26 protein-coding genes are annotated in these 23621 nt (G+C 35.0%); 4 read left to right on the top strand and 22 right to left on the bottom strand.

Annotation, left to right across the window (positions count from 1 at the left end):
- Nucleotides 1-2: 2 nt before the first annotated feature.
- Nucleotides 3-989, top strand: a complete 987-nt coding sequence (gene wmk / locus OOL01_RS01855; RefSeq protein ID WP_264685705.1) for a WO male-killing family protein Wmk — start codon at nt 3-5, stop codon at nt 987-989.
- Nucleotides 990-1043: 54 nt separating this feature from the next.
- On the opposite strand, the gene OOL01_RS01850 is transcribed toward wmk, so the two are convergent.
- Nucleotides 1044-1964, bottom strand: coding sequence for a patatin-like phospholipase family protein (locus tag OOL01_RS01850; protein WP_264686999.1), 921 nt, complete (start codon nt 1962-1964; stop codon nt 1044-1046).
- On the opposite strand from OOL01_RS01850, the gene OOL01_RS01845 reads away from it, so the two are divergent.
- On the top strand, nt 1963-2484 hold the full coding sequence (locus OOL01_RS01845; RefSeq protein ID WP_264686998.1) for a phospholipase D family nuclease: 522 nt from the start codon (nt 1963-1965) through the stop codon (nt 2482-2484). The genes OOL01_RS01850 and OOL01_RS01845 overlap by 2 nt on opposite strands.
- Here OOL01_RS01845 and OOL01_RS01840 read toward each other — a convergent pair whose 3' ends face one another.
- From OOL01_RS01840 to OOL01_RS01740, 21 genes are all read right to left on the bottom strand, one after another.
- Entirely contained in the window at nt 2485-2703 is a 219-nt protein-coding gene (locus OOL01_RS01840) for a hypothetical protein (RefSeq protein WP_264686997.1), read from the bottom strand.
- 67 nt (nt 2704-2770) lie between these two features.
- Complete coding sequence (locus OOL01_RS01835) at nt 2771-3304, bottom strand: ankyrin repeat domain-containing protein (RefSeq protein ID WP_264686996.1); 534 nt, start codon at nt 3302-3304, stop codon at nt 2771-2773.
- A gap of 52 nt (nt 3305-3356) precedes the next feature.
- A complete protein-coding gene (locus tag OOL01_RS01830) occupies nt 3357-4301 on the bottom strand; it encodes a contractile injection system protein, VgrG/Pvc8 family (protein WP_264686995.1) in 945 nt (314 codons plus the stop codon).
- Nucleotides 4302-4511, bottom strand: a complete 210-nt coding sequence (locus tag OOL01_RS01825; protein ID WP_010081876.1) for a tail protein X — start codon at nt 4509-4511, stop codon at nt 4302-4304.
- Nucleotides 4508-4855, bottom strand: a complete 348-nt coding sequence (locus OOL01_RS01820) for a phage tail protein (RefSeq protein WP_264686994.1) — start codon at nt 4853-4855, stop codon at nt 4508-4510. Before OOL01_RS01820 ends, OOL01_RS01825 begins: the two co-directional genes overlap by 4 nt.
- Entirely contained in the window at nt 4855-7128 is a 2274-nt protein-coding gene (locus tag OOL01_RS01815; protein WP_264686993.1) for a phage tail tape measure protein, read from the bottom strand. The genes OOL01_RS01820 and OOL01_RS01815 overlap by 1 nt, the downstream gene beginning before the upstream one ends.
- Nucleotides 7129-7237: 109 nt before the next feature.
- A complete protein-coding gene (locus OOL01_RS01810) occupies nt 7238-7495 on the bottom strand; it encodes a phage tail assembly protein (RefSeq protein WP_264686992.1) in 258 nt (85 codons plus the stop codon).
- Between the two features lie 88 nt (nt 7496-7583).
- A complete protein-coding gene (locus tag OOL01_RS01805; protein ID WP_264686991.1) occupies nt 7584-8090 on the bottom strand; it encodes a phage major tail tube protein in 507 nt (168 codons plus the stop codon).
- A gap of 15 nt (nt 8091-8105) precedes the next feature.
- Nucleotides 8106-9290: a phage tail sheath subtilisin-like domain-containing protein gene (locus OOL01_RS01800; RefSeq protein ID WP_264686990.1), complete on the bottom strand. Its 1185-nt coding sequence runs from the start codon at nt 9288-9290 to the stop codon at nt 8106-8108.
- Nucleotides 9283-9834, bottom strand: a complete 552-nt coding sequence (locus tag OOL01_RS01795; RefSeq protein ID WP_264686989.1) for a hypothetical protein — start codon at nt 9832-9834, stop codon at nt 9283-9285. The genes OOL01_RS01800 and OOL01_RS01795 overlap by 8 nt, the downstream gene beginning before the upstream one ends.
- A gap of 6 nt (nt 9835-9840) precedes the next feature.
- On the bottom strand, nt 9841-11022 hold the full coding sequence (locus OOL01_RS01790) for a hypothetical protein (protein WP_264686988.1): 1182 nt from the start codon (nt 11020-11022) through the stop codon (nt 9841-9843).
- Nucleotides 11019-11219, bottom strand: coding sequence for a hypothetical protein (locus OOL01_RS01785; RefSeq protein WP_264686987.1), 201 nt, complete (start codon nt 11217-11219; stop codon nt 11019-11021). Before OOL01_RS01785 ends, OOL01_RS01790 begins: the two co-directional genes overlap by 4 nt.
- A gap of 5 nt (nt 11220-11224) precedes the next feature.
- Nucleotides 11225-12418, bottom strand: a complete 1194-nt coding sequence (locus OOL01_RS01780; protein ID WP_264686986.1) for a hypothetical protein — start codon at nt 12416-12418, stop codon at nt 11225-11227.
- 20 nt (nt 12419-12438) lie between these two features.
- The gene (locus tag OOL01_RS01775; protein WP_264686985.1) at nt 12439-14367 is read right to left on the bottom strand and encodes a DUF4815 domain-containing protein; all 1929 of its coding nucleotides are present in this window, start codon (nt 14365-14367) and stop codon (nt 12439-12441) included.
- A 6-nt stretch (nt 14368-14373) separates the two neighbouring features.
- Complete coding sequence (locus tag OOL01_RS01770) at nt 14374-15057, bottom strand: hypothetical protein (RefSeq protein WP_264686984.1); 684 nt, start codon at nt 15055-15057, stop codon at nt 14374-14376.
- Between the two features lie 90 nt (nt 15058-15147).
- A complete protein-coding gene (locus OOL01_RS01765; RefSeq protein WP_264686983.1) occupies nt 15148-17196 on the bottom strand; it encodes an AAA family ATPase in 2049 nt (682 codons plus the stop codon).
- A gap of 17 nt (nt 17197-17213) precedes the next feature.
- Nucleotides 17214-18452, bottom strand: a complete 1239-nt coding sequence (locus OOL01_RS01760; RefSeq protein ID WP_264686982.1) for an AAA family ATPase — start codon at nt 18450-18452, stop codon at nt 17214-17216.
- A complete protein-coding gene (locus OOL01_RS01755) occupies nt 18449-18949 on the bottom strand; it encodes a hypothetical protein (RefSeq protein ID WP_264686981.1) in 501 nt (166 codons plus the stop codon). Before OOL01_RS01755 ends, OOL01_RS01760 begins: the two co-directional genes overlap by 4 nt.
- 37 nt (nt 18950-18986) lie before the next feature.
- On the bottom strand, nt 18987-19775 hold the full coding sequence (locus OOL01_RS01750) for an AAA family ATPase (RefSeq protein ID WP_264686980.1): 789 nt from the start codon (nt 19773-19775) through the stop codon (nt 18987-18989).
- Nucleotides 19776-19786: 11 nt separating this feature from the next.
- Nucleotides 19787-20608: an ATP-binding protein gene (locus OOL01_RS01745; protein ID WP_264686979.1), complete on the bottom strand. Its 822-nt coding sequence runs from the start codon at nt 20606-20608 to the stop codon at nt 19787-19789.
- Nucleotides 20609-20702: 94 nt separating this feature from the next.
- The gene (locus tag OOL01_RS01740) at nt 20703-21197 is read right to left on the bottom strand and encodes a sigma-70 family RNA polymerase sigma factor (RefSeq protein WP_019236463.1); all 495 of its coding nucleotides are present in this window, start codon (nt 21195-21197) and stop codon (nt 20703-20705) included.
- A 582-nt stretch (nt 21198-21779) separates the two neighbouring features.
- Between OOL01_RS01740 and OOL01_RS01735 the strand changes: the two genes are divergently transcribed.
- Nucleotides 21780-22232 (top strand): crossover junction endodeoxyribonuclease RuvC, encoded by a 453-nt coding sequence (locus OOL01_RS01735; protein WP_264687242.1) that lies wholly within the window; start codon nt 21780-21782, stop codon nt 22230-22232.
- Between the two features lie 103 nt (nt 22233-22335).
- Nucleotides 22336-23556, top strand: coding sequence for a DNA modification methylase (locus OOL01_RS01730; protein ID WP_264686978.1), 1221 nt, complete (start codon nt 22336-22338; stop codon nt 23554-23556).
- The last annotated feature ends 65 nt before the right edge of the window (nt 23557-23621 follow it).

The raw sequence follows: 23621 nt of genomic DNA, 5'->3' as shown, positions 1-23621 counted from the left end.
ATATGTTTGTTTCTGTAAGTGATGTTAGTTCTATAAGCTACAAAATAGGGCAAAAAATAGAAGATTGTAGATTAATGCAAAGATGTACTCAAGCGGAGTTGGCAAGTAAAATCAGATTAGCATATCAAGAAGTAAACAATTATGAAAATGGCTATAGCGCTATTCCAGTTAAAGTATTATATACGATTGCAAGAGTATTATCAGCTGATGTTAAAGATCTACTACCTGAATCAGTAGTAGTAAGAGAGCATGAAGATGAAGACGAAGAAATACTCTATCTAGCAAAAATGTACGAGAATCAAAAGTTAGGCAAAATAGTACCTTCATTAGTCAGGTTTGTGCATATTAGTGAGAAAATCAATCAAGAGGAGGCAAGATTAGAGGTAGCAAAAAATCTAGTTAAAGAAGGAGTTTCAGTTGACATAATTTCCCAAGCAACCGGCTTATCTATTTACGAGTATGATAATACAGAGAGAGAAATCTGCACTGACTCTATATATTACAGAGTAGGACAAAGAATAAGAGAATGGAGATTAATAAGAAGATACACTCAAAAAGATTTGGCGAATAAAGTTGGTGTAACACTCAAGGAAATACACGAATATGAAAGAGGGTATACTGCTATAACATTTGATAAATTATATGAAATAGCGGATGCATTATCAGTAAATATTAAAGTTTTGCTACCTGAAACGAGAGAAAGTAAAAAGATATTGAGTTTGATAAAAGCTCTGTTGCCTAAAATAACAAAATGTGAAAATGAGGATAGCAAAAAGTTATTGAGTTTAATGGATGAGTACAGAGAAGATGAGAATCAAGAATCATTAGATGCGTTAGTCAAATCTCTATCTGAAGATATGAAAAGCGGCAAGGAAAAAGTTAAAAAAGCAGAGAAAATAAAGATTGCAAAAGATCTAGTTAAGGCAGGTATTGCTATTGATATTATTGTGCGAGCAAGTGGCCTAACTGCTGATGAGTGTGAAAATTGAATTGTGTTAAAGACGGTACTGAGAAATATTATATTAAGATATAAGTAAAGATAGTTATATATTTAATACTTCTATACAGAATTTTTCTATCACTTTCTGATTGTCCTCTACCATTGCCTTTGCCTCTTGCTGAAGAGATTTGATATTTTTTGATGTAATATTATCCATGTCAGGTGATGCTATTTTTAATTGCGATTGTATACGTATATATTTATCAGCTATAACTTGATCAAGTTGGTAGTTGACTGCATCTAAACTTGAAGAAAACATCACATGTATTAGTGGTTTTATCCAGCCTATTTTTCCAAATCTCTTTGAATTGGCATACTCTATGCTTCTATCTGTTCTTCCAGTACCTATCGATAACAGTAGAATATCATCATTTGGAAATAACCTTTTACCACTAGCATAAGCACAAGCCGCTGGATTATTTGCAAAAACCCCTCCATCCACTAATACCATTTCCTTTTGGTTGATTTTAAGATATTTAGGTACAAAGTAAGTAGGTGCAGCCGTTGCAGCTCTGAGTGCATCTTTCAGCTTAATATTACCTTCTTTCCAGCTTTTAAAGAAAAATGGGCAGTTATTCTGAATATCGTAACTCGTAATCAACACATTGCTTAAAGTGTTTTTTAGAATATCCTCTCCAAAATATTTATCCAGTATAAATTCAATATTTTTATGTGGGTATTGTGCACAATTAATCCAAGATAATATTGATCGCCTAAAAAATGAAGACTTGAAAATATATGCCCCATACTCTTGGTAAAGCTCAACTAAATCATTTGCAGAGTATTGAGGTTTATCTTTCTTGCATAACCCAGCCACAATAATCCCACCAGTTGAAGTGCCTGCCATTAGATCGAAAATCTGAGAAATAGGCTTCCTTGCTCTCTTTTCTATTTCTGCTAATATTATGGCTGGTATTATGCCCCTTATGCCTCCGCCGTCAACTGAAAGGATGTATTTTTTCATGATTAGATATTTATTAGTTCTATTAACTTGCTCACTTTTATCAGGGTGTGTTTCTTGTCCAAGTACTACTGTATGTTTCACTCCTAGAGAAAATTGCACCAATCTAATAATTGATTCCGTAGAACATGCTAAAAGGTCTGCGTTGGTTCAAGCATATTCATTTACTTCTAAATCTATTGCAAAGTCGCTAATCGAAGCTAAGGAACGTGGTGTTGATATTAAGGTTATCCTAGATGAATCACAAACTAGTTCAAAACATAGTGTAATTAACGAATTATTTGAGCACAAAATCCCGATATGGATTGACTTTAAACCTGCTATTGCTCATAGCAAGGTAATTATTATTGATAATCAAAAAGTCATAACTGGATCATTTAACTTTTCAGATGCCGCTCAGCAAAGAAATGCTGAAAACCTACTGATCATAACAGGAGATCCTCCACTAGTTGAGCAATACGTTGAAAATTGGAAAGATCGTCAATTGCAATCTAGGCCTTATACGCCATTAATAGAAAATTGATTACTCACATTTTAAGTTGCTAGCTTTAAAATCATCCAACTCTTCAGAAAGATTTTTCACCCTTTCCTCAAGTACTAACACTTTTTCCATTAAACCATATTCAATAAGTTTATCGTGAAATTGTACCCTTGAGTCTAGCTTGGATAGCCACCATATGAATCCTACAGTCTGTACAACTATTGTTAGTATTACCGCTATTGGGATTTTTTGCTTTTTCATGTGAAAATATTAACTTATTATGGATAGTTTTGGAAATTTATATGCAGATTATAGAAAACTTACAGCTTTAGTGATTACTTTTTGTTGATTCGTATTGATCTTCTGCTTTAGCAAGTAGCTTTATGATTTCCTTGTAAGGTTTATCTTTATTGTGCCTTGACCTTAATACAGCTACATCTCTTGGATTTTTTCCATCTGTGTCTCTAATGGTAGGGTCTGAACCTTTGTCTAATAAAAATCTAATTATCTCCAATTTGCCTTCATATGTAGCTGCATGTAAAGGTGTCCATCTTTCATATTTCGTAGCATTTATATCAACTCCTTTTTCTACTAGGAATTTTACAACCTCTGCACATCCCTCTTCTGCAGCATAATGTAGTGCTGTTAATTTAGGGATCTGCACATTAATATCTAATAGATTTTCTACTAAGAATTTTACAGTCTCTAAGTTACAATTTTGAGAAGCAATGCGTAACATCGTTTTATAATTATCTGCAGCTCTTGCCTTCATGTAGGAATAGGTAGCAATAATACATACTATTACTGTTATAAGCCACCAAAAATGCAGCTTGTTTTTTGTATCTTGACCCAATTTATCCATATTCAACATCTTTTTAATATTAAATAGATCATTTACTCATTTTTTATTAACATTACTTACTCAAAGATGCTGACAACATAGTAAGGTAACCTGAGCTATTTAAAGTATGCTCCGCTCTGTTAACTATCCATTCACCATCTACCGCTTGATTAAAAGCTATAAGATTAAGTTTAGCTTCTGCAAATAACTCTGGATTACCAGGTATAGTGATATCCAATACTGCATTATTTCGCTTTAGTTGTTTTAACTTAGCATTTGCTGCACTTAGTGCTGATTCTGCATTTGAGTACATTTCTAACATAATATAACTTGGCTCGCCGCCACCAACTGTTTCTTTAATAGTTTCACCCTTTTCATAGCTATGCCATTTTGCCACTACTGAATTATACTTATCACGTACGGTAAAATGCACTTTCCAGTTAATTGTATCTTGAGGTCTAATAGTCGTTGTTCCTAAAGCTTTTCCTGTGGCTGATCTTGCCATATTCTTTGAAATAAACAATATATACCCACCAGCTAATTTTGCCATTGCTTCACGCTCTGTTGCGATCTTTGTTAACAGACTTATATCACTTTCATCTGCCTGATTAATATGGGGTATCAATACATTCTTAAATTCCTCAGCGACTTTGTATCCATATCCATGTTTTTGGGCTATTTCTTTTACTAAGTTTTCTATGGTAATTTGGCGCCATTCTTTTGATACTTTTGCCTTCAAAGATATTCTTAAATTTGTTGCATGAGCTTTGATTAGTAGAGTCTTAGGTGGACCCTGTATAGTCACTTCGTTGACTGTATATATACCCATTGGAAAGATTCCAATTTCCTTATAACCTAGTGCTATGTTCAATTCATTCGGAATATCTATGTCTTCATCCCTGTAATCAACACACACTTCAACTACATCATCTATTATTCCTGATTCATCTGTAAGGTGCAATGATATAACTCTATCTTTAATTGATTCACATTTATCTATTATAAAATCTGGCTGCATTTATTCCCAGACCTTTAATTTTGACTTTTGTACTATTTTCTTAATAGTAGGAAGCTTTATCTTTAATCCTGCGGGCAAAAAGCTTCCGTATTCTGCCAAACCCAAGTTCTCTGCTAGTACTAATTCCACTACTCCATCAGTAAATCCGTAATGTTTCCAGCAAATCAGATCTAACATCTCATTTTCTTTACTCACATAGTATATAGTCATCTATAGCTTTTTAAACTCAAACTAAATTCAATTTTTCTCGGTAGTCCATTAGGTAAAAAATACATCTGCTTTTCTTCTAACCTAGTAATTACGAATTGTCCTAAAATATTACCTAAACTATCTACTAAAATATGTGGTTTTTCAGTTTCTTTCACACTCTTTAATTGATTTAGCAAGTTGAGATTATGCAGATAAATCATTCCTTCTAAATCTATATTTTCTACACCTTGACCGATATTTTGTAATAGTGGCATATTTTCAATACACTCAATCGTGCTCCAACGATTTTCTCTGCTATACTTTAAACTTGTGGGAGCAAACTTATACGGACCAAGAGATAGCATCAATAAAATGTCTCTACCGTATCAAATAAAACATCACGTGACTTTTCTCTTATCCTTTTTATTACTTCATCTGCAAGACTACGAACATCTTGGTTAGGTTCTGCTTTAATGCTGATAGTGTAATTATTAGTGATGTTCTGAGTTTTATTTTGTTCTTTATTTTCAAACTTACTCCTTGCAAATATCTTATCGCTCTCTGTCTCCTCAATAAGGCTTTTGACTCTGAAGCTATTTTTATTTCTCTTTGAAAATTCTTTAATTATACTGTTACCTAGCACAGGATTTCCACTGTTGAGAATATTACTTTTTAGGGGAGTGTGCACTGCTTTTACTTCAGTTTTTCTTTTTTCAAACTCTTTCAGTGGGCTATTTCCCAATACTTTTCCAAATATACTTTCACCTATCCATGAAAAAGCTTCTTCTATGGGTTTTATTATCGATTTCCAAAAGCTAGAGAAAAAGTCTTTTACCTTTTGCCAGTTAGTTATAACAAGTGCTGCGCCAGTGACAAGTCCAGTAATTAAAAGTCCTATAGGGTTACTCATTATAGCGAGTGTTACTGCTCTTAGTCCTGTTACTACTGCAGGAAAAACTGTAGCTGATAAAAATGAAAATACTCCAAGTAGGTTTGCTTTCAGACTAAAAATCGTACTTCCTAGCAATGTAAATCCGTATCCTAGTCCCACTGCTACAACTTTTAAACTTATCAAGGCTGCTACAGTACCCATGATTGCTTTGGTTAAAGTTGGATATTTTTCTGCAAATAACGCTATGCTTCTAGTTTTTTCTTGTAAAAATTCAGCTATAGATTTTAAAGTAGGCAGCATCACTGAACCCAGGTTCATACCAACTTCAGCTATTGCGTTGCGAAGAAGTCGTAATTTACTGGCTGTGGTGTCTACACGGTTTTGAAATTCTTTCTGCAACGAGCTCTTGTACTCTTCTGTGTCAGATAGTAACCTTATAGCATCTTCGTATTTGTTAAAACTTCCAGCTAATAATGCAATATCATCTTGATATTCCTGACCGAAAAGTTTCATCAGGATTGTAGAACGTTCCTGGTTATCCATTTTCTTTAGAGCTTGAAAAAAGTAGAGTAATGCTTCTTCGCCGTTTTCGCTTATTCTTTGTACTATTTCTTCTGCAGTTATGCCCATTTGCTCCAATGCTGCTTTAAAATCCCCTCCTTGTTCTTCAGCAGTCTGAAGTTTACTAAGTAGAGCATTTATAGCAGTTGCAGCTTTTGCTGGTTGTTTACCTAAACTAACGAAGGCATTTACTAAACTACTTGTTTCCTTGATGTCAAGACCAAATTGTTTTGCAGTACCACCAACTATTGCTAGAGCTTCAACCATATCTTTTGCTTTGGCAGCAGTGTTATCTGATAAGTGATTGATTACATTACCAACGTATTCCATTTTACTAACATCAATTCCATAAACGTTAGAGAGTTTAGCTATAGAATCACCTGCTTGCTCTGCAGACATATCAAATGCTGTAGACATTTTTGCCACTGTTTCTGTAAACATAAAAAGATCTTCTTTCTTGATACCAAGTTGACCACCACTTGCAGCTATTTGTGCCAGTTCTGCGGCTGATAATGGTATAGTACGTGACATCTCTTTTAACTTCTTTGCAAATTTAGTTGCTTCATCCGTTCCTTTTTTAAAATCTACCACTTTTGTAACATCAGCCATAGCACTTTCAAAGTCAATTGCAACTTTAACTGGAGCTGCAAGCGTTAGCCCTAGCCCAATAGTCTCTATAATTTGTGACTTAAAATGTGCTTTGCTTGCTAAAAAACTTTGGTGACTACGTATTGCAGATCCAAGCTTACCATACTTACCTTTTAATACTTCAATAGAAGAGACAAGTTTATGTTGGTCACTTACTAAGTACTTAATATTTCTTCCACTTTTTCTTACTTCTTCATTAAATGAATGCAAAGCATCTCTCTTTTTCAAATATGCTTCTTTTGCTTTTATTGCAGAGGTTTTGGCCTTGTCAAATTCTGCTTTTAAAGTTTTGCTCGGTTTCTCTATTGCCTTCATTTGTTTAGCTAAAGATTTTACTTGATCTTCAAAGCCTTTCCATGACCTCTTGCTAGTCAAAACATCATGACCTAACTGCTTAAACTTTGATACTGATTTTAAAGATGAGTCAAGCTTTCTTATATTCTCACCAAGATGAGTAAGTTGACTGCTACTTCCTTTTATTACAGTACTGAAACTGCCATCAAGTACTGCACCTATTTTTATCGATAATACTGACATTTGAACTCCCTAGCTAATTTGCTCCATAAAATAAATTCACTAATCTCCATATCAAGTATTTGTTCAACTCCGCCTCCTACAACAGAGCTGAACATTAATACTTCTGACCTCAAGTTCTTTGAATGACTGGTGAAAAAAAATCCTTGAGCACCTCTTGTACTTTAACATAATCAGCAATATCCAACTCTTCAATTGCTTCTTTTGCAACTGATGTCAGGTTGGCAGTCAAAGTTACTTCCTTATTTAGTTCACTACCATTAATGCGTTCTATTGCCAAATAGTCTCTAACTTTTGGACGTCTAATGGTAAGTTCTGAAACAGAAATTCCATCAACTGTTATTGGGTTGTTTAGTGTTATAGTTTTCATAAAATTCTCCTAAAAAATAAAATATTTTTACACTTTTAAAGTTATTTTAATATGCTTCTCCTTAAAAAATAAAATTTCAAATAAGTTTTCATATTCCTAAAACCGTTTGCAGCAAGGCCATTTGATCAACGCCATTTATCTTTCTAATCATATTTTCAGCATCGATTTCTATTAATTCATTACCACCTATCGTAAGTTTATAGTAATGAGCAGCGACAGTGCATTTGAGAGTGGCTTTTTCAGCAGGTTTCCAGCTACCAAAATCAAATTCTCTGAATATTCCCCTAAGGTTGATAATTACTCCTTCAATATCATTACTACCACTCCCTTGCATTCCACCACGGAGCGTCAAAGCTACTGAATTTCCATTTATCAACCCAAATAGCCGAAAGAGCTCTGTATCGTATTCAGCAAAAGTGAAATCTGCTTCAAGCTTTTCCATGCCCATGTCAATATTTATTGGAATATCCATACCACCAGCACGATACTCCTCTGTTTTTATGGTAAGTTTTGGTAGCGTAATTTCATCTATTTTTCCTGCATAACCACGACCATCAACAAATACATTAAAATTCTTTAAAATCTTTGGTAGCATTTCTCTTTCTCCTTTTTACAATATTGCGCCACTCACAAGATGTGACCTGAAAGTAATCTGTTCTGCTGGATATGGTAGCGTGAACTCAAAATAAAAAGACACTTTCCCGCTTGCAATATTTGCCGGTGTATTGAGTTCGGGAGTTGCATAACATTTTCCGCTGATAATAGCTCCCTGAGCTTTCAAACTTGCAAGATAAGAATTCACCCCCTCAATCACATCATCTATGTAAGTTTTGGTGATATTGCGATCAACTGCCCATAAATGAGCTCGAAGTAGACTATCGTTGATTAAATCTGCAGTCCTTCTCACTGACAAAAAAGCCCATTTCGAATCGTTTGAACATGTTCTATTTCCCCAAAGTCTGTAGCCATTTTGATGAATTATCGTTGTTACTTCATTTTCATTTAAGTGGTTTGCTCTACAATTTGCATAACCTAAGCTAAAATCAATAGGCCTGCTTGTTCCAACAATACCGTTTATTTCTTTATTTGAAGGTGAGTGCCAGAAGCCTTGCTCGCTGTCTATCTTAGCTATTAAACCAGCTACAAATGGACTCGATGGCAAGATTTCTTCTTTTCCTTCAATAAATAACTTAATCCATGGGTCAACCACGTAAACTCTTGAGCTGCCTACACTTTTTCTCCATTTTATTGCTTCTTCATCATTAGTATTTGGTCCATCTGCAACAATAATTGCTCTTAATTTTTCTGCTATGGAAATTAAAGCACTCACTACTGGATTTACTCCATCTATTTCAGGTAACTGATGAGTAAACTGAGGTGCAATTAATATTCTTGGAGCAATATGAACTATGCTTTCACTACTGAGGAATGCCTCTATCCCTTGATACTCTCCAGTCTCTTTATCAACACCGCCAATTATATTTTTCAGCGTCTCTTCTTCTTTTAACTTTAGATCAATATTTTTACTTTCCTCAACTCTAATTACTATAACTGTTGCACCAATTTGGGAAAATATTCCATTTACTGCAGAAGGTAAACTGCCACTCTTTCCGAGCTTTGCTGCTTCCTTTAAGCTTCCTGCAATTAACACTGGTTTATTCAGTGGAAACTTTTGCTCGTCAGCTTCAGGTGCAGTACCGATTACTCCTATTACTGATGATTTAGCCGTACGTACTGATCTTGCTCCTGAGATTACCTCAATAACATTTACGCCATGTAAAAATTCTTCAGCCATTTCTTTGTATTTTTTTCCTGAAATCATCTAGCAAAGTCTGTAGCTCATTTTCACTCTTGGCTTCTTCAATCTTTCTCTTGGCTAAATCTTCAAGCTCTTCACATTTCATTATTTCTTTTACTGCTTTTTTCACTTTTTCCTCAATTATTCTTGCCATTTCGATAACTGTAATACCACGGACTTTTGCTAAAGGTTCTATAATTTCTTTATCCTTTTCATCCTGGTCCGCTAGAATGCTTTTTGCGGCTTTCGCTTGTATCGCATACGATTTAGACTTCTGGTGAGAATGCCCTGCATATTGGTTAATATGGCTATCATAATAAAAACGCATACTATCAAATGCACAAAGCTTCGCATTATCCAGTAACTCCTTTTGTATATCTTCTTGATTCCGCTGAGCAATTTTGCCTCCTTCTGTTAAACAATAACTTTTTTGCCAATCAAAATTCTTTGGCGCTTCATACCAGTTTTTACCTTTTGGCTTGCTTTCAAGTATTGTTGTTTCTACTTGTTTATCATTTTCAAATCTAATGTAGATAGACATTGTTTGTTACCTCCAAATCTCATGCGTGTTAGATAATCCTGGACATTGCCAAGCCCTTAGCGTTCTCTCTACATCTATCTCAAGCCCTGTAGTTAAAAAATTGCTCCGAAAGTTATAAATACTCCACCTCATAAACCAACTGTAATGGTGATAATCAGATGTGTAAAAATATGGCGATGCGTAAAATAAAATTGCTACTGTCTTATTTGCTGGCACAGTAATATTATTTGAACTACTAAATACTGCAGAATTAGTTGAGTAGTTGTAAATATTTGTCCAAGTTATTCCTGAGATTGCCGATTTATTAGTATTAACGTGACTAGGTGTTCCTACGAATAACCCTGCTCCTTCATATCCTGAACTCCAACGTGATGAACCACTAAAATGAAGCGTTCGTGTTTTATCGCTGTTTGTAGTGTTTTTTACAAATATTACTCCAAGTAGTGCATATGGGTAACTGTATTGATCTGAGCTGTGACTACGACGTAAAAATGCTTTTCTGTACAGAAATTTACCGTTACTTCCTTGTAAGAAGTACAACTGTGGTGGATGATAAAAACTAGAATACGTACAATCGTAAGTATTACTACCTGCAAGGAGCTGCAGCATATAGTCGGTTTTTGCTGTATCTTTATACCACTGCCCTAATTCTGTTTTGAAATAGCCATTATCATCAGACCAACCATAGTCATTATATCGATTAAGAATGCCAAACAGAAAAGGTAATGATTCAGATTCAACCATATTGCGCTTTCTTATCTCTTTTATAATTGATGACCCATTTGGTATATCGCTTATGGCTTTAAGGCTATTTAATGTGTTTCTTATGCTATTTAGATCTCCGGCATTATTGATGGTGGCAACATGTGAATCTTTTCTGCTATCAAGTAGTGATAAATTTGTAGTTCCTTTTTCATCAATTCTCTTTAACAATTGCTTCTCTGATTCCGAAATTGCTGCTAAAGAACTAGCTTTTCTAGTATCCAGATCACTTAAGTGTTTTGTTGCTGCATTGAGGAGTTCTTTGAGTTTTTCATCAGTTATCTGTATAATATCAAGTACTGTACTTTGCCCAGCAATAGACTCTAGAGATTTTGCGAGATATGCGAGTTGATCAGGGGTAGCATTTACAGATAGATCTTTCAGTCTCTGATGCAATGCATAAACTACTTCTTTGGCAATCGTCATTCATTACCCCACAAATTTAAAAAAGATTCAAAGCTAAATCGTTCAAAATTACTTTTAAGTTGATTATGTTTATCTTCTCTTTCGGTAATATCTTCATCTATTTCTTCTATAGCTCCTCGAATACGTACTACATCTTCCACTGCAATATTCTCTGGATGTGGCAAAGGATATCCGCGCCTCGTTTCATTATTTGGCATTTTTTTTATGTTATAACAACCCGCAAGTTTTTTACCTTTGGCCGATAAATAACCGTTCCACTCAAAACTAATTTTACTCTAGTTTCACTAGCATTAAAATTTGATAGTACATGAGTTCTCTCCACCCAATTTTCCCCAATAGGTTTTCCTGATGTTAAATTTACTAATTGCCAATCCACGTTTTTTTGTACATATGATTTTACATCTGCAGTGCCAGGTATTAGCGCATCATATGTTATGGTGATCTTAGTATTAGCCCCTGCTGTAATGCTTCTTGTAACATAATCTCCAGACTCTGAAAGATTACCTAGAACTAGCTGTAACCCTGGATATAGCACCGGACTTTTTTCTTTTGACCCTTTTAAATTTGCCTTTACTGTTAACTCTTCAGATAGTCTTTCACGCAGCGCGAGCGGCAAATTATCAGACAAAAAGTTTTCTTTTCCCTCTTCATCTGTTAAGATAAATTCTACATTAGTATCAAATGCCACCTTCTCAACATTTGTTAAAACTATTAAATCTGATACATTATTTGCAGTAACTTTACCCAGATCAATAACGTGAGAGTTTTCGCTAAATTTTGCAGCTAGTAGTCGAAACGTAAGGTCAAAGTTTTGATGTGGAGTCCAGGTACTTGCATTGCTCGATGAGAGTAGTACTCCTACTTGATAAGGCTGACTTGTTACCCACCTACTATTTACTGCATCATATTTGCCAAGCTCTGCTATTTTTACTGCTGTATCTGCATCATCAGTAAGTAGTACTATCGCATACTCCTCTCCTGCATGGCAAAACATTGGTGACCATTCTATACGTGTTGCTGTGCCATCTATCTTTATATCTTTTGGCTCAATATAACTTTCAGCAATGACAGTCTGCGAGGGCATTCCCACTGCTGTTTCTCTAATCTGCACAACAACACGTTTTTTGCCGCTATTTGTGAACCATAAATCTAGACCCCCTATGTGCCTGCTCTCACTTAAAGTAAATGTTTGCGCTAAAGGATCAACTCTTCTTGCTGCGATAACTCTTCTTCTTTCCTCTATGGTAATTGTTTTTTTACCAGTATAAGTTGCTTCTCCATAACTGCCTTTATCACCGAAGAACTGTACTAACTTAGTCCCAGCAGGAATGTTTCTTGGTACAGTCAATCTTCCTTTTATTTTTCCTCTGTTATCAGCAATAAATGTTGCGATCATGTTTTTCTTTCAAATATTTTCTATGCTTGAGGTTGAATAAAAATTCCATCAAACTTTATCTCTTTAAGCTTCTCACTTGGCTCAAAACCTTCAATTTCAAAATTCTGTACTGCTTCTCTCATAAATTCAGCTTCATATGAAGTACTTGACAGCAGCTCTGTTGTTTCTTTAACACTAAATACTCTAGTTACTGGACTTTTCCAATTCGTGGTAACCTCCGTCCAGTGGTCTATATTTTTATTTAGAGTAATTTGTGCCGGAACTGGATCAAAAGCTTGATACGGATTAATTTTTTCTCCTTTAGTCTGTAAACGCTGCTCCAGTACCGGTTCAAGTTTATAAGGTAAAAGATAAGGTTCTTTACCTCTTTCAACATCAATAATTTCCACATCTATAGGTAAAATTAATTCTTTGTTTACTATTGCTGCAGACTGCGAAATTCCTTGATCACGCATATCATCATCAAAGAATGAATCAACAAATACTCCTTTTTTGGTGGTAGGTTCTCTTGAATTTGCATCATTTCGTAAACGCTCCTGTGCAACAAGTGCATAAAGATCATTTATTCCTTTTTTCATTGCTTCAAGCTCATTCATCGGTACAGCATGAATAGCATTATTCACTATTTTTACCCCTTCGCCTTTTTTCCACGTCTGATGAATGTAGCAGAGCAAAAGTTGTCCAGAAGGTGCTTTAGGCATCGATGGTCGCCAAGGGTGAGCTATGCCTTTTATCCTTCTTATTGCGCCTTTTGCATCTATAGTAATTAAATCAAAGCGGGGCATTTTCCAGGTGTAATCAATCAGAACCAAGCTGTTATCAACGGCACCTCTTACTTTACATCCCTCTTCACTTATATCTTCAGGGCTTACATGAGTGCGACAGCGGTAAGTTATTTGATAACTACTTCCAGGAGCTGGTTCTTTGCCAGGTAATGACCAATCAACATTTCCTGCATTTAACTTATAGTCTATACTATTTTCATAAATAACATTGCCTTGTTTAATTTGAATAATTTCAAGTACCGCAGAGTCAGGTATTGGATCAACAGCTCCTGAGTATGAACCATGAGTAACGGTAATGGTTTTTTGAACAGTTATATCTACTTTTTTAATTTCACTGATTGGAAAATCATTAACTTTAAGTTCCATTACTCTTTGGCTATTTGGCTGAAAAGTATGTGGTTCTGATTCAACTGACTTTATATCTGGATCTTCATCAAAAGAAACACGGATACTGTGAGGAAGTTCAATCTCATAGCCATCAACATGAGCTTTGCCCTCATTAATCACAAATGTTTTCGCCCCTTTTTCGCCCTCTTCCTTTTGCAGGAACATTACTTCAAGGCCATTTACTACGTAAGATCCATTAGCTTCTTTGTCATAACGAGCAAGAGCGGTAGTTACTATGTTTGCTTGTGGTGGTGGTGAATGTTCTATTAATACTCCATTTTCAATATGGTAAATTGGATAAAATTCCCCATTTGTAGAGTTAACAGTAACACTCTCTGCTTGGTATCCCCAAATGGTGGAAACTTTAAGCCTTGCTGCTCCTACTTCCTGATAATTTCTTGTACCAACTGCAGGATCACGAAGATTTTCGTCCTCAAGTTCTGTGATGGTAGATAGGGCGAAAAAAACACCGATACGAACTGTAGTATTAAGTGGAATAATAAAATTTTCCCCCCTTACCCTTCTCACCGCTCCACGAAGATAGATTTTTCCTCCTTCAAGTGTAACTTTACCAGTTTCTCTATCTATAATACAATTGCTTCCTGTTATAACATCACCGTCACGAAATATTGCATCGCCTATGCCTTTAAGCTTAGAGAGAGCATACTCCTGAGTCTCGTTTAATTCTGCAGATTGCAAACCTCTTCCAGCAAGAAATAAGCTTTTTTCGTATTCTTTGTCAGGATTAAAGCGGTTATAATAACTATTTAAGGTCATTTTGTTTCAAAAAGTTACAACAAATGAAAAAGTTTCCCGAGTTGCAGATGTTCTGATAAGTGGTACTGTATGTTCCAAAACCAATAAAATCCCATGGTCTTCTATATCTTGAGGTTCAAAATATCTCTGTCCTTCAGGTAATTCTTTTTTTACTTTAGTACCAACCATAACCCCTAGCTCCCTGATAACTTGATTTGCTGCGTCCGTGAAATCGAAAGTAAACTTGAGATAAAGATTATTGGTTGGTACATTTGAGGGCCTAAATCTTCCAAAAGGAGTTATAAGTTCGCCGTTTTCATCACCTGTGCAGAATAGCACTTCGTCTACAGTACGTCTGCCAAGTTCATTCAAGAGATTTATAGAATTTATAGGTTCGGGTGGTGTGCTTTCAGTATACTCTATAGTAACTTTATCACTTACTGGAATAAAGCTATTTTCCGTACGTTTTATTACACCAGTACTGCTATCAACTGTATAGTCTATACTTGGCTGATAAGTTGTTTGCCCTGTAACAATCTTTACATCTTTAATAGGTTGATGATCAAATTTTATTTCACCCTTAACGAAAGTTTTTTCTACTTTGTGGCTACTTCCAGAGCTTGAATCACCACTTCCCCAAGCAAGATGGATAGATTGCTTTTTTATGCTGGCTGCTATTGCTGCTCTTCCTGACTGTGTGAGAATTGACATTTTTAATTAAGCCTCATATATTATATATGTACAATGACTTCAAAATTCGTCCGCAAAAATCAAAATATTTTTTTATATCAGAAAAATTTTTTAGGAGAATAGCTCAGCTCCACAGCTAAACTTTCCAACACCGCGAGCAAATGGTCCGCTAGGAATGTCAAGCCATTTATCTTCTTTTGAACCAGTAGCCATTCCCTTAACCAACTTCCGTGCTTGTAACAGCTCTTGAACTATACGCTCCATTCTATCTCTTCCTATACTGTGAAACTCCTCAGGTAGTCTATGCCGCTGTTTATACACTCCTGTACTTCCTGTATGGGTAAATGGATGTCCAGAAATTGCTGCTCGTGTAATTGCAGTTATAAGATGCTGCTTTGAATCTTTTTCGTTCATATTTTTTATTCTTAATCTTTCAGTTATGTCCTCTAACAATCCTGTTTCTTCATTTCTTAAATAAGTGCGTAAAGTGCGATCAGCCAAACCGTTTGCTTTAACAATTGCTCCATAAAATAATGCGTTCTGTCTTACAGATTCTCCTATTGATTTAAAAATTGTCGGTTTAGCTGCATCTTCCACAGACCAAAAAGCGTATGAACACCTAACACCATTAACAAGAGCAGATGTACCTCTAATGGCATCACGTGCTTGCTCAACAGTCGATATAGGTTTTTCACTTTTTGGCTTTCTCATATGATGGGCAGTAATTATTGATGCTCCAGTGCTACCTGCTAAATCAGATAATAAAGACATCAAATAATCGCCTACGGCTGGGTCAGTATTTAAATCAGCATGCACGAATGATGCAAGTGGATCAAATACGATTAATTTTAAGTCTTTTATTTTATTAAGTTGTTTTGTTATCGATTCAAATTCAGGAGAAGTCTCTATAACTTTACCTGAAACACTCTTTATGATTGTAAGTGATCCACTAACATTTGGTAATGGTACAATAAAGAGCCTATCCTTATATTTTAATCTCTCGCATTGTGAGTCAAGACGCTCTAAACGACGATGTATTTCACTCATATCATCTTCTGCAGAGAATATTACAACAGATCCATGTTCAGTAACTAAAGGACCAAAACCACATGGCTGATCTTTTCTACTCGCAACTTTCAGTGCTAAATCAAGCAGAAGCATACCTTTACCAGTATCTCCCATTGCAGCTAGAATAGATGTCACTCCTAAAGGAAATAACCCTTCAACAAGAAACTTTTGCTCTGGTACTGGACCTATAAAACGTTCTACGCTCCATTCTTGAATATTAAGCAATTGCTTAACAATTACTTTTCTCGAGTTACTTTCAATGAATTCAGAAATGTCTATATTTGCTTGTACACTATCTGCTGCATCCCATCCCTTTGGTTTATTCTCCGGTATTTCAAGAAGAGTAAGTGATAAAACACCAAGAAAAGTAAGCTTTTGCACAACTTTCTCAGCATATTGTTTGCCTGGTTCATCATTGTCTGGCCAAATAATAACATGCTTACCCTTAAGTGGTGACCAGTCTGTTTTTTCTATTGGTGCACTTGCTCCTAACATTGCAGTTGTGGCAGTCATACCTTGCTCTATCAGAGCATCTGCACACTTTTCACCTTCAACTAAAATCACCTTATCAGATTTCATGATACCTGGAATATTATATAAAGGCCTGGTCTCTGGTAGAGTAAAACTAGACCTTTTTACATCAAAAGGAAGATATCTTTTTCCTGAATCAGTGTTATAACGATAAACTGTAACAATCACTTGATCACTTTCATCGTAATAGTTCCATGATGCCGTTGGTTGCCCCAGAGTGTTATTTTTTTCCGAATAACCAATCCACTTAGCAATATCTTCTATCGTATCAGTAAATTGATTTTTTCCAGTAACAGCAGCCCAAAGATCAAAAATATCTCCTCCTTCTTCGGTGGAAAAATCATGCCATAATCCGGCTTTACTGCCAGTTAACTCCACTATCATACTTTGTCCTTTATTGCCTTGTAGATCACCTACATAGAACTTATCACCACGAAAAGTTCCTCTTGGCAGTAAATAAGAAAGACATGACCTTATATTTGATAGGAGTTGAGTTCTTAACTGTTCTTTCTTCCCTAATAATTTATAATGTCCATTTCTTTGTGAACAATAAATATCCATACCTACCTGAAGAATTTTTATGTTCTAGCTATAACGTTAGCAGTTTTCCAACATCCATTAATCTTATTGATGAATTTTGTTGGTATAGATCTACCGTTTCTAAGTTCATATACTACTTGCAAGATATTTGTACGTTTATTGGGTTGAAATATTACTATTCCAGATGTATAAAAACTTCTTAAAGCATTAGCACCAACGAGAGCTTGAAATGGATTCTTTTCCAATGTAGAGGTAGATACTTTTTTGGTGTGATTTGTAATGATTATTCCAGCCATAGGGTTAATCTTGGAACGTAGTTTTTCTATTGCATGCTGCAGACCATTGTTAACGGAATTATAAGGAGAATCAATCACAACTAAATCAAACTTTTCAGCTATCATATCTTTTATTTTTTCTATACCTTCTTCATTTAAGGTTAAGTTCATCTTGTTCGTCACAACTAAGTTTTCTTTTGCTAAATGAGGAAGTTTGTTGAGTTGTTGTATACGTTCTCTAATATAGTCATATTCCATTTCATTTTGTAGATAGAATATTTTTAGCGGTCTTGTAGGTTTCATGCCAAGAAATGATCTTCCTGCGGCCAGATGTACTAATAGAGAAAGAAGAAAATGACTTTTGCCAATCTTTGGAGTACCACCTATGACCAAAAGACCACCTGGTGTCAAAATTCTTGGGCCTATTATATCTTGTGGCATTGGTGATTTGTCATTTAAGTAATGATTTACAGAAAATGCTTTTCCTTCGTTTTGTTTTTCTTGTAATATGGAACTTCTTTCATCTTTACCGTTCAACCATGTTTCAGCAGAATCTATATTACCTTTAACTAAAGTCCAAAGGTCTATTATATTTCCTTTCTTTTCTTCGATCAGGTTGTACCAATTTCCTGCATTTTCTCCTTCCATTTCAACTATTATCTTATTTCCATTTCTACTTCCAATATAGAATTTATCTTGGTAAGATTTGCCATCAGGCAACAAATAAGATAAACAATCCTTGATGTTATTAATTAATAATGATTTTATTTTCAAAACATTTTTAGATGAAAAATCCATAAAATTCTCCTTGTTTATTCCAAATTTGTTCAACATATTTTTTAGACGTTTAAAGTCAAGATTAGCCAGCTCACAAACAGTTTCAAAAGATCGTGAGCGAATCCATTGACAAGCCTCTTTTTTAAGTTTAGGGTTTTTTCCTGCTGCATCCTGAATAGCTCTAGTAATAACAGCAGCCCACAACTTTCCTTCGTCATACTTCAAAATGGCAACCAATCATCTTGAAAACTTTTTTGTAATTCTGGAGTAATAACTGTAGTAATCCTATTTCTATCTCCGTACGTATTATTAGTTTCAACGCCTACTTTCGCTGTAAACTCTAAATCGTTGAAATCAGCTATAGAGTTGATTTTTCTAGCAGTAACTGCTTTCTCTGAAGTGTCATTTGCATGAATATTTCTGGATGATTCCAAAATACTACGCAGCATAGAACGTCCAGATTCTCCCCAGATGTCTTCTTCACCTTCTGCTTTGCCATTTTTGATACCTATAATCTGAAAAATCTTGCGTTTTGCATATGGGCCTTCAGTGACGGTAAATTCTACATTTAAATAGATACTGCCAGTAGTGTAGTTTTTAGTGAACCAATTTTCATAACCTCCAGGCTTTATTGCCATTTTTACCTTGACTATTGTACCTTTCGGTATTAAACTGCTCTGCAGTTTTGCATTATTAAAATCAGTTAAAAAATCTTGTAGCATACGCTCTCCTATAAGTTGACTTTAAAGTGAAAGTTAGCTATTCCATTAGCTGCCAATGACCATTTATCTTATCGACAAGTTTGTTTGGCACGCGTTCACCATTGCGAAGCTCAAATACTATCTGGCGTGCACTGCTTTCTTCATCATGAGCAAACATCACCATACCAGTACTGTAAAATCCACGTAAAGATCCAGCACCACTTAGGCCTTGAAATGGATCTTCTTCGAGCATCTTTTTCGATAATTTTTTTGTATGATGAGTGAGTACAATACAAGCATCTGGATTGACAGCACTGCGTAGCTTCTCAAGAGTCTTTTGCAGAAAGAACAGCATAGCACTATTATCATTTTCATTCCCATATTCACTGCTAAAGATGTTACGTAATGGATCTATGGCCAAAACATCAGGTTTAAAGCGTTCATTTACAATCTCCTTAATTTCACTTATTTCATCATGATTAAATGATAAGTGCACTTTTGGCGTAATGATTAAGTTGTTAGCAGCTACATTCAAAAGTTCATTATCAAGTTGTTGCAAACGTTCTTTCATATATTCATATTCAATTTCAGTTTGCATGTAGAAGATTTTCAAAGGTCTATTTGGTGTCATACCGAGAAATGATCTACCAGCAGCCATGTAAACAAGCCAAGAGATCAAAAAGTCGCTTTTGCCAATCTTAGGAGGGCCACCAAATACTAACAAACCTCTTTTAGTTAGAATTCTTGGTGAGATTATATCCTCTGGTATTGGCGATCGATCGTCCAAGTATTCTTTCACACTGAAAAAAGGAATTTTTTGACCAATAGTTAAAAAGTTTTGTAGCATATAATAACCTCCTATATGTTGGGCGTGATAGGTTGAATTGCAAAAGCTTTAGTTTTAATTTTTGTAAGAAGTTTTCCTAGATGCGGTTCTTCAACCATATTAAGGCAACCACTTCGATCTTTAGCAGGATATCCCCAAGAATTAATCGTCTGACAGACAAATGAACGAATTTCTGTACCATCATCTTTCTTGATTCCAACCATGCTAATTACTTCATCAACAATGCCAGGAATTTCACTTGCGGTTTTAGTACCTTCACATTGAGGTAGCCAAGTCGAGCGATTGAAATCATCAAGGTATTGCCCAAGAGTTCCAACTATAATGATGTCTTTATTTGGAATATGTTGAAACTGATTGAGCCAAGCCATCATCTCTTGAGCAAGTAACCCGTAAGCAGCTCTCATATCTTGTTTTCCTGATCTTTCAGAAAAAGCTTCAGGTTGCATTTTTGCCCACAATAGACATAAACGCGAGGCTACTGTAATACTATCGATAAAAATACATCGATACTTGAGAAACTCTGAAGCAAGCTCTTTGTATTTACTGGATACATGCTCATAGTGTTTTTGGCTATATGCTGAGTCAGATTTTAACGCAGGATTAGGACCACCTATGAGACATGCAATATCTCTTGCCTCATTCCAAGTACGAATACTTACAGAATCCCCTTGCCAATCTTGAACAGCAAGTAAACCTGCCTCAAAATCAAGACAAAGTGTTGGTTCATTTATGGTCTTTAAGAGACTAGTTTTACCTATACCATAAGGACCAAAGATGACCATTTTTATACCTGTTTGAACTTTTAGCCGTTCATTGCTGTTCATTATTTTCATTTTTCTCCCAGTACCTAAATATATATGTACGATGACCTAGGCAATTCGTCCGCAATTTGCAAAAAAAAAATTTTGAGCAAATATAATCGAGAGCTTATAACTTCTCTAAAACTGAGAATTTATCGCGTATTCGTTCTAGTGTGCGATAGATAGTTGTCTTTGGTATTTTGGTTATTACAGAAACTTCAGTAATAGTAAATACCTTAAGTAATTGACATAAATTACTATCTTTTTCAGACAAAGTTGAAATTATATTATTTATATCAGTGCGAATTATCGCTTCGATTTCCGAGTTCCTATGATCTGGAATATCGTCGTTTATATCATCAAAAGTTATATTACGTTTTAGACACAACTGATTGCGTAACATATTGCGAGCACAATAATTAGCTAATCTAGCAACGAAAGTACTAAAACTACTTCTTTTCTCATCGTGCTGGTTAAGATATTGCCAAACCTGACAAAAAAGCTCTTGTTCTATATCTTCGAGACTTTCGTTAATAAAACAGCTTTTGGATTTAAGGCGCGAAGCTTGAAATCTCACATGTTTAACAATTGTAGAATCGATTCCTTGATAAGAATTCTTCATAAAAACTCCAAAAGTTTCATGAATAGAGATTTTTACCAAGACTTTGTATGACTAATTTATTATAAAAAAGTAGTAATAATTTTTTTATCTAAAAGAATAAAATCTTTAAAAATTAAAATAAGATTTAAACGTTTTGATACACTACTGAAGCTACTTTTTCATAGGTAAAAAACTACCAATTTCGTACCTAATTTCTGAATTACTAATTAGTATTTCAGAAAGCAGTAATCGTTAAGTTATTGATAATATTGTCTTTTTTATGTTCTATTCCTAAAAGCCGTTTCTAAAGTTAAGTGGCTAAAATCGGCCAGTGAAGAGGATTTACGGATTACTGAAGTCTTATATATATTATATATATATTTAAATACAGGTAAAATATAATATATGATAATATAATAATATAAATATTGGCGTAATATAAGTTATGTAAAATAGTTATTAAGATAAGTAAAAACTCAAATGGCAGGATATGAAATTTTTTTTAATTTTTTTTCAAAATTGCGGACGAATTTGCGAGTCATCGTACATATATATTATACAGGGCATTGAACTTTAATTACACAAAGGAGTTTTTGTACGTCAATCTTAACGCTAGATCTCGGCAAGCAAACCGGCTGGGCAATTCTTACAGATGGAGTAATTGAAAGTGGAAGCAAAAGCTTTCATGGTAGCCGTTTCAGTGGAGGTGGAATGTGTTTTTTAAGTTTTCACAATTGGCTTAATTCTTTGAAACATGAGTTCACTGCAGTGTATTTTGAGGAAGTAAGAAGACATCTAGGAACTGATGCAGCGCATTGCTATGGCGGTTTTCTCGCAGTTCTGTCTGCTTGGTGTGAAGAGAACAATATTACCTACCAAGGTGTTAATGTTAAAACTATAAAACGCTTTATAGCAGGCAAAGGCAATGCAAGTAAGAGTGAAGTTATTGAAGCGATACGTGAAAAAAGTTTTTCACCTAGAGATGATAATGAGGCCGATGCTTTGGCATTAATGTTCTATATTAGTAAAGATATTAATAAGACAAAAAACCCATAAAAAGTGGGTCCTTTCGGCCATAATGGCGGGTTTGGTAGGTTCGACCCCAGGCCTTCTCTAGCGTCAGATATATTTTGAATATTAACTTTTTAATTATTAAGATATGAATTTAGCAATCCACTACTATCCTACTCGAAACCTAGTTGAATATGAGCGTAACCCACGTAAAAATGACGATGTGGTCAACAGAATGTGTGCTTCTATTCGAGAATTTGGCTTTCGTATACCAATAGTTGCAAAAAGTGATGGCACTGTGGTTGATGGTCATTTAAGACTTAAAGCAGCAAGAAAACTTGGTATGGAAAGTATACCAGTGGTCTTAAGTGATAATTTAAATGAACCACAAACTAAAGCTTTTCGATTACTGGCAAATCAATCAGCTAATTGGGCAAAGTGGGATGATGATCTTTTGAAGGTGGAAATTCAAGAGTTAGAAGATTTACAATTTGATCTTAAAATGACTGGATTTGAGCTAGAAAAAGTTCAACATTTCCTTGATGACTTAGATGGTGAAAAAGAAGATTTTTCTGACTTGGTTGGTGATGAAAAAAGGGTAGAAATAACAAAACCAGGTGATTTTTGGATTTTAGGTGATCATAGAATCTATTGTGGTGATAGCTCTGTAGTTGAATCATATAAAGCGCTGTTAGATGATAAAATGGCAGACATTACTGTTTGTGATCCTCCATATAACGTTGATTATGGTAGCAGTCAAGAAAGAGAGGATAAAAAGATACTAAACGATAATCAAGGTGAAAAGTATGAGCTTTTTCTCTATGACATCTGTTCCCATATTTTAGCATATACGAAAGGTGCAATTTACATCTGCATATCATCATCAGAGTTTTCAACGTTGCAAAAAGCATTTGAGGAAGCAGGAGGAAAATGGTCAACTTTTATCATTTGGGCAAAGAATCATTTTACGCTAGGCAGGTCTGATTATCAAAGACAATATGAAGCAATGCTCTATGGATGGAAAAGCGGCAATAAACGTGAGTGGCATGGCGGTAGAAATCAAAGTGATCTGTGGTTTTATGATAAGCCAATACATAACTCACTGCACCCAACAATGAAGCCAGTAGAGCTAATGGAGAGAGCAATAGTAAACAGCAGCAGATCAGGAGACATAGTACTTGATCCATTTAGCGGTTCTGGAAGTACACTGATTGCATGTGAGAGAACAGGAAGAATTTGTAGGACAATAGAGCTAGATTCAAAATTTGTAGATGTAACCATAAAACGTTGGCAAGTGTACACAGGTAGGGAAGCAATTCTTTTTGGTACTGGTAAAACTTTTTCAGAGATTCAAGAAGAAAAACAGTAAGAAAAAAGTGGAAAAGATAACGCAAACAGAAATTTAGTAAGCCTTGGTAGTTGTAATATTAATTT

This window comes from Wolbachia endosymbiont (group B) of Rhopobota naevana, from assembly GCF_947250615.1.
In the GTDB taxonomy this organism is placed as follows: domain Bacteria; phylum Pseudomonadota; class Alphaproteobacteria; order Rickettsiales; family Anaplasmataceae; genus Wolbachia.
Note: the sequence above shows the minus strand (reverse complement) of the source record. Positions and strands in the feature narration are given on the sequence as shown.

Coding starts and splice junctions, on each gene's coding strand:
- OOL01_RS01775 (WP_264686985.1), bottom strand. CDS start 14,367: ATGACCTTAAATAGTTATTATAACCGCTTTAATCCTGACAAAGAATAC.
- OOL01_RS01745 (WP_264686979.1), bottom strand. CDS start 20,608: ATGAAAATAATGAACAGCAATGAACGGCTAAAAGTTCAAACAGGTATA.
- OOL01_RS01850 (WP_264686999.1), bottom strand. CDS start 1,964: ATGAAAAAATACATCCTTTCAGTTGACGGCGGAGGCATAAGGGGCATA.
- OOL01_RS01740 (WP_019236463.1), bottom strand. CDS start 21,197: ATGAAGAATTCTTATCAAGGAATCGATTCTACAATTGTTAAACATGTG.
- OOL01_RS01800 (WP_264686990.1), bottom strand. CDS start 9,290: ATGGCTGAAGAATTTTTACATGGCGTAAATGTTATTGAGGTAATCTCA.
- OOL01_RS01835 (WP_264686996.1), bottom strand. CDS start 3,304: ATGGATAAATTGGGTCAAGATACAAAAAACAAGCTGCATTTTTGGTGG.
- OOL01_RS01770 (WP_264686984.1), bottom strand. CDS start 15,057: ATGTCAATTCTCACACAGTCAGGAAGAGCAGCAATAGCAGCCAGCATA.
- OOL01_RS01810 (WP_264686992.1), bottom strand. CDS start 7,495: ATGAAAACTATAACACTAAACAACCCAATAACAGTTGATGGAATTTCT.
- OOL01_RS01795 (WP_264686989.1), bottom strand. CDS start 9,834: ATGTCTATCTACATTAGATTTGAAAATGATAAACAAGTAGAAACAACA.
- OOL01_RS01750 (WP_264686980.1), bottom strand. CDS start 19,775: ATGCTACAAAACTTTTTAACTATTGGTCAAAAAATTCCTTTTTTCAGT.
- OOL01_RS01805 (WP_264686991.1), bottom strand. CDS start 8,090: ATGCTACCAAAGATTTTAAAGAATTTTAATGTATTTGTTGATGGTCGT.
- wmk (WP_264685705.1), top strand. CDS start 3: ATGTTTGTTTCTGTAAGTGATGTTAGTTCTATAAGCTACAAAATAGGG.
- OOL01_RS01790 (WP_264686988.1), bottom strand. CDS start 11,022: ATGACGATTGCCAAAGAAGTAGTTTATGCATTGCATCAGAGACTGAAA.
- OOL01_RS01765 (WP_264686983.1), bottom strand. CDS start 17,196: ATGGATATTTATTGTTCACAAAGAAATGGACATTATAAATTATTAGGG.
- OOL01_RS01820 (WP_264686994.1), bottom strand. CDS start 4,855: ATGCTATCTCTTGGTCCGTATAAGTTTGCTCCCACAAGTTTAAAGTAT.
- OOL01_RS01755 (WP_264686981.1), bottom strand. CDS start 18,949: ATGCTACAAGATTTTTTAACTGATTTTAATAATGCAAAACTGCAGAGC.
- OOL01_RS01815 (WP_264686993.1), bottom strand. CDS start 7,128: ATGTCAGTATTATCGATAAAAATAGGTGCAGTACTTGATGGCAGTTTC.
- OOL01_RS01845 (WP_264686998.1), top strand. CDS start 1,963: ATGATTAGATATTTATTAGTTCTATTAACTTGCTCACTTTTATCAGGG.
- OOL01_RS01730 (WP_264686978.1), top strand. CDS start 22,336: ATGAATTTAGCAATCCACTACTATCCTACTCGAAACCTAGTTGAATAT.
- OOL01_RS01840 (WP_264686997.1), bottom strand. CDS start 2,703: ATGAAAAAGCAAAAAATCCCAATAGCGGTAATACTAACAATAGTTGTA.
- OOL01_RS01830 (WP_264686995.1), bottom strand. CDS start 4,301: ATGCAGCCAGATTTTATAATAGATAAATGTGAATCAATTAAAGATAGA.
- OOL01_RS01785 (WP_264686987.1), bottom strand. CDS start 11,219: ATGCCAAATAATGAAACGAGGCGCGGATATCCTTTGCCACATCCAGAG.
- OOL01_RS01780 (WP_264686986.1), bottom strand. CDS start 12,418: ATGATCGCAACATTTATTGCTGATAACAGAGGAAAAATAAAAGGAAGA.
- OOL01_RS01825 (WP_010081876.1), bottom strand. CDS start 4,511: ATGACTATATACTATGTGAGTAAAGAAAATGAGATGTTAGATCTGATT.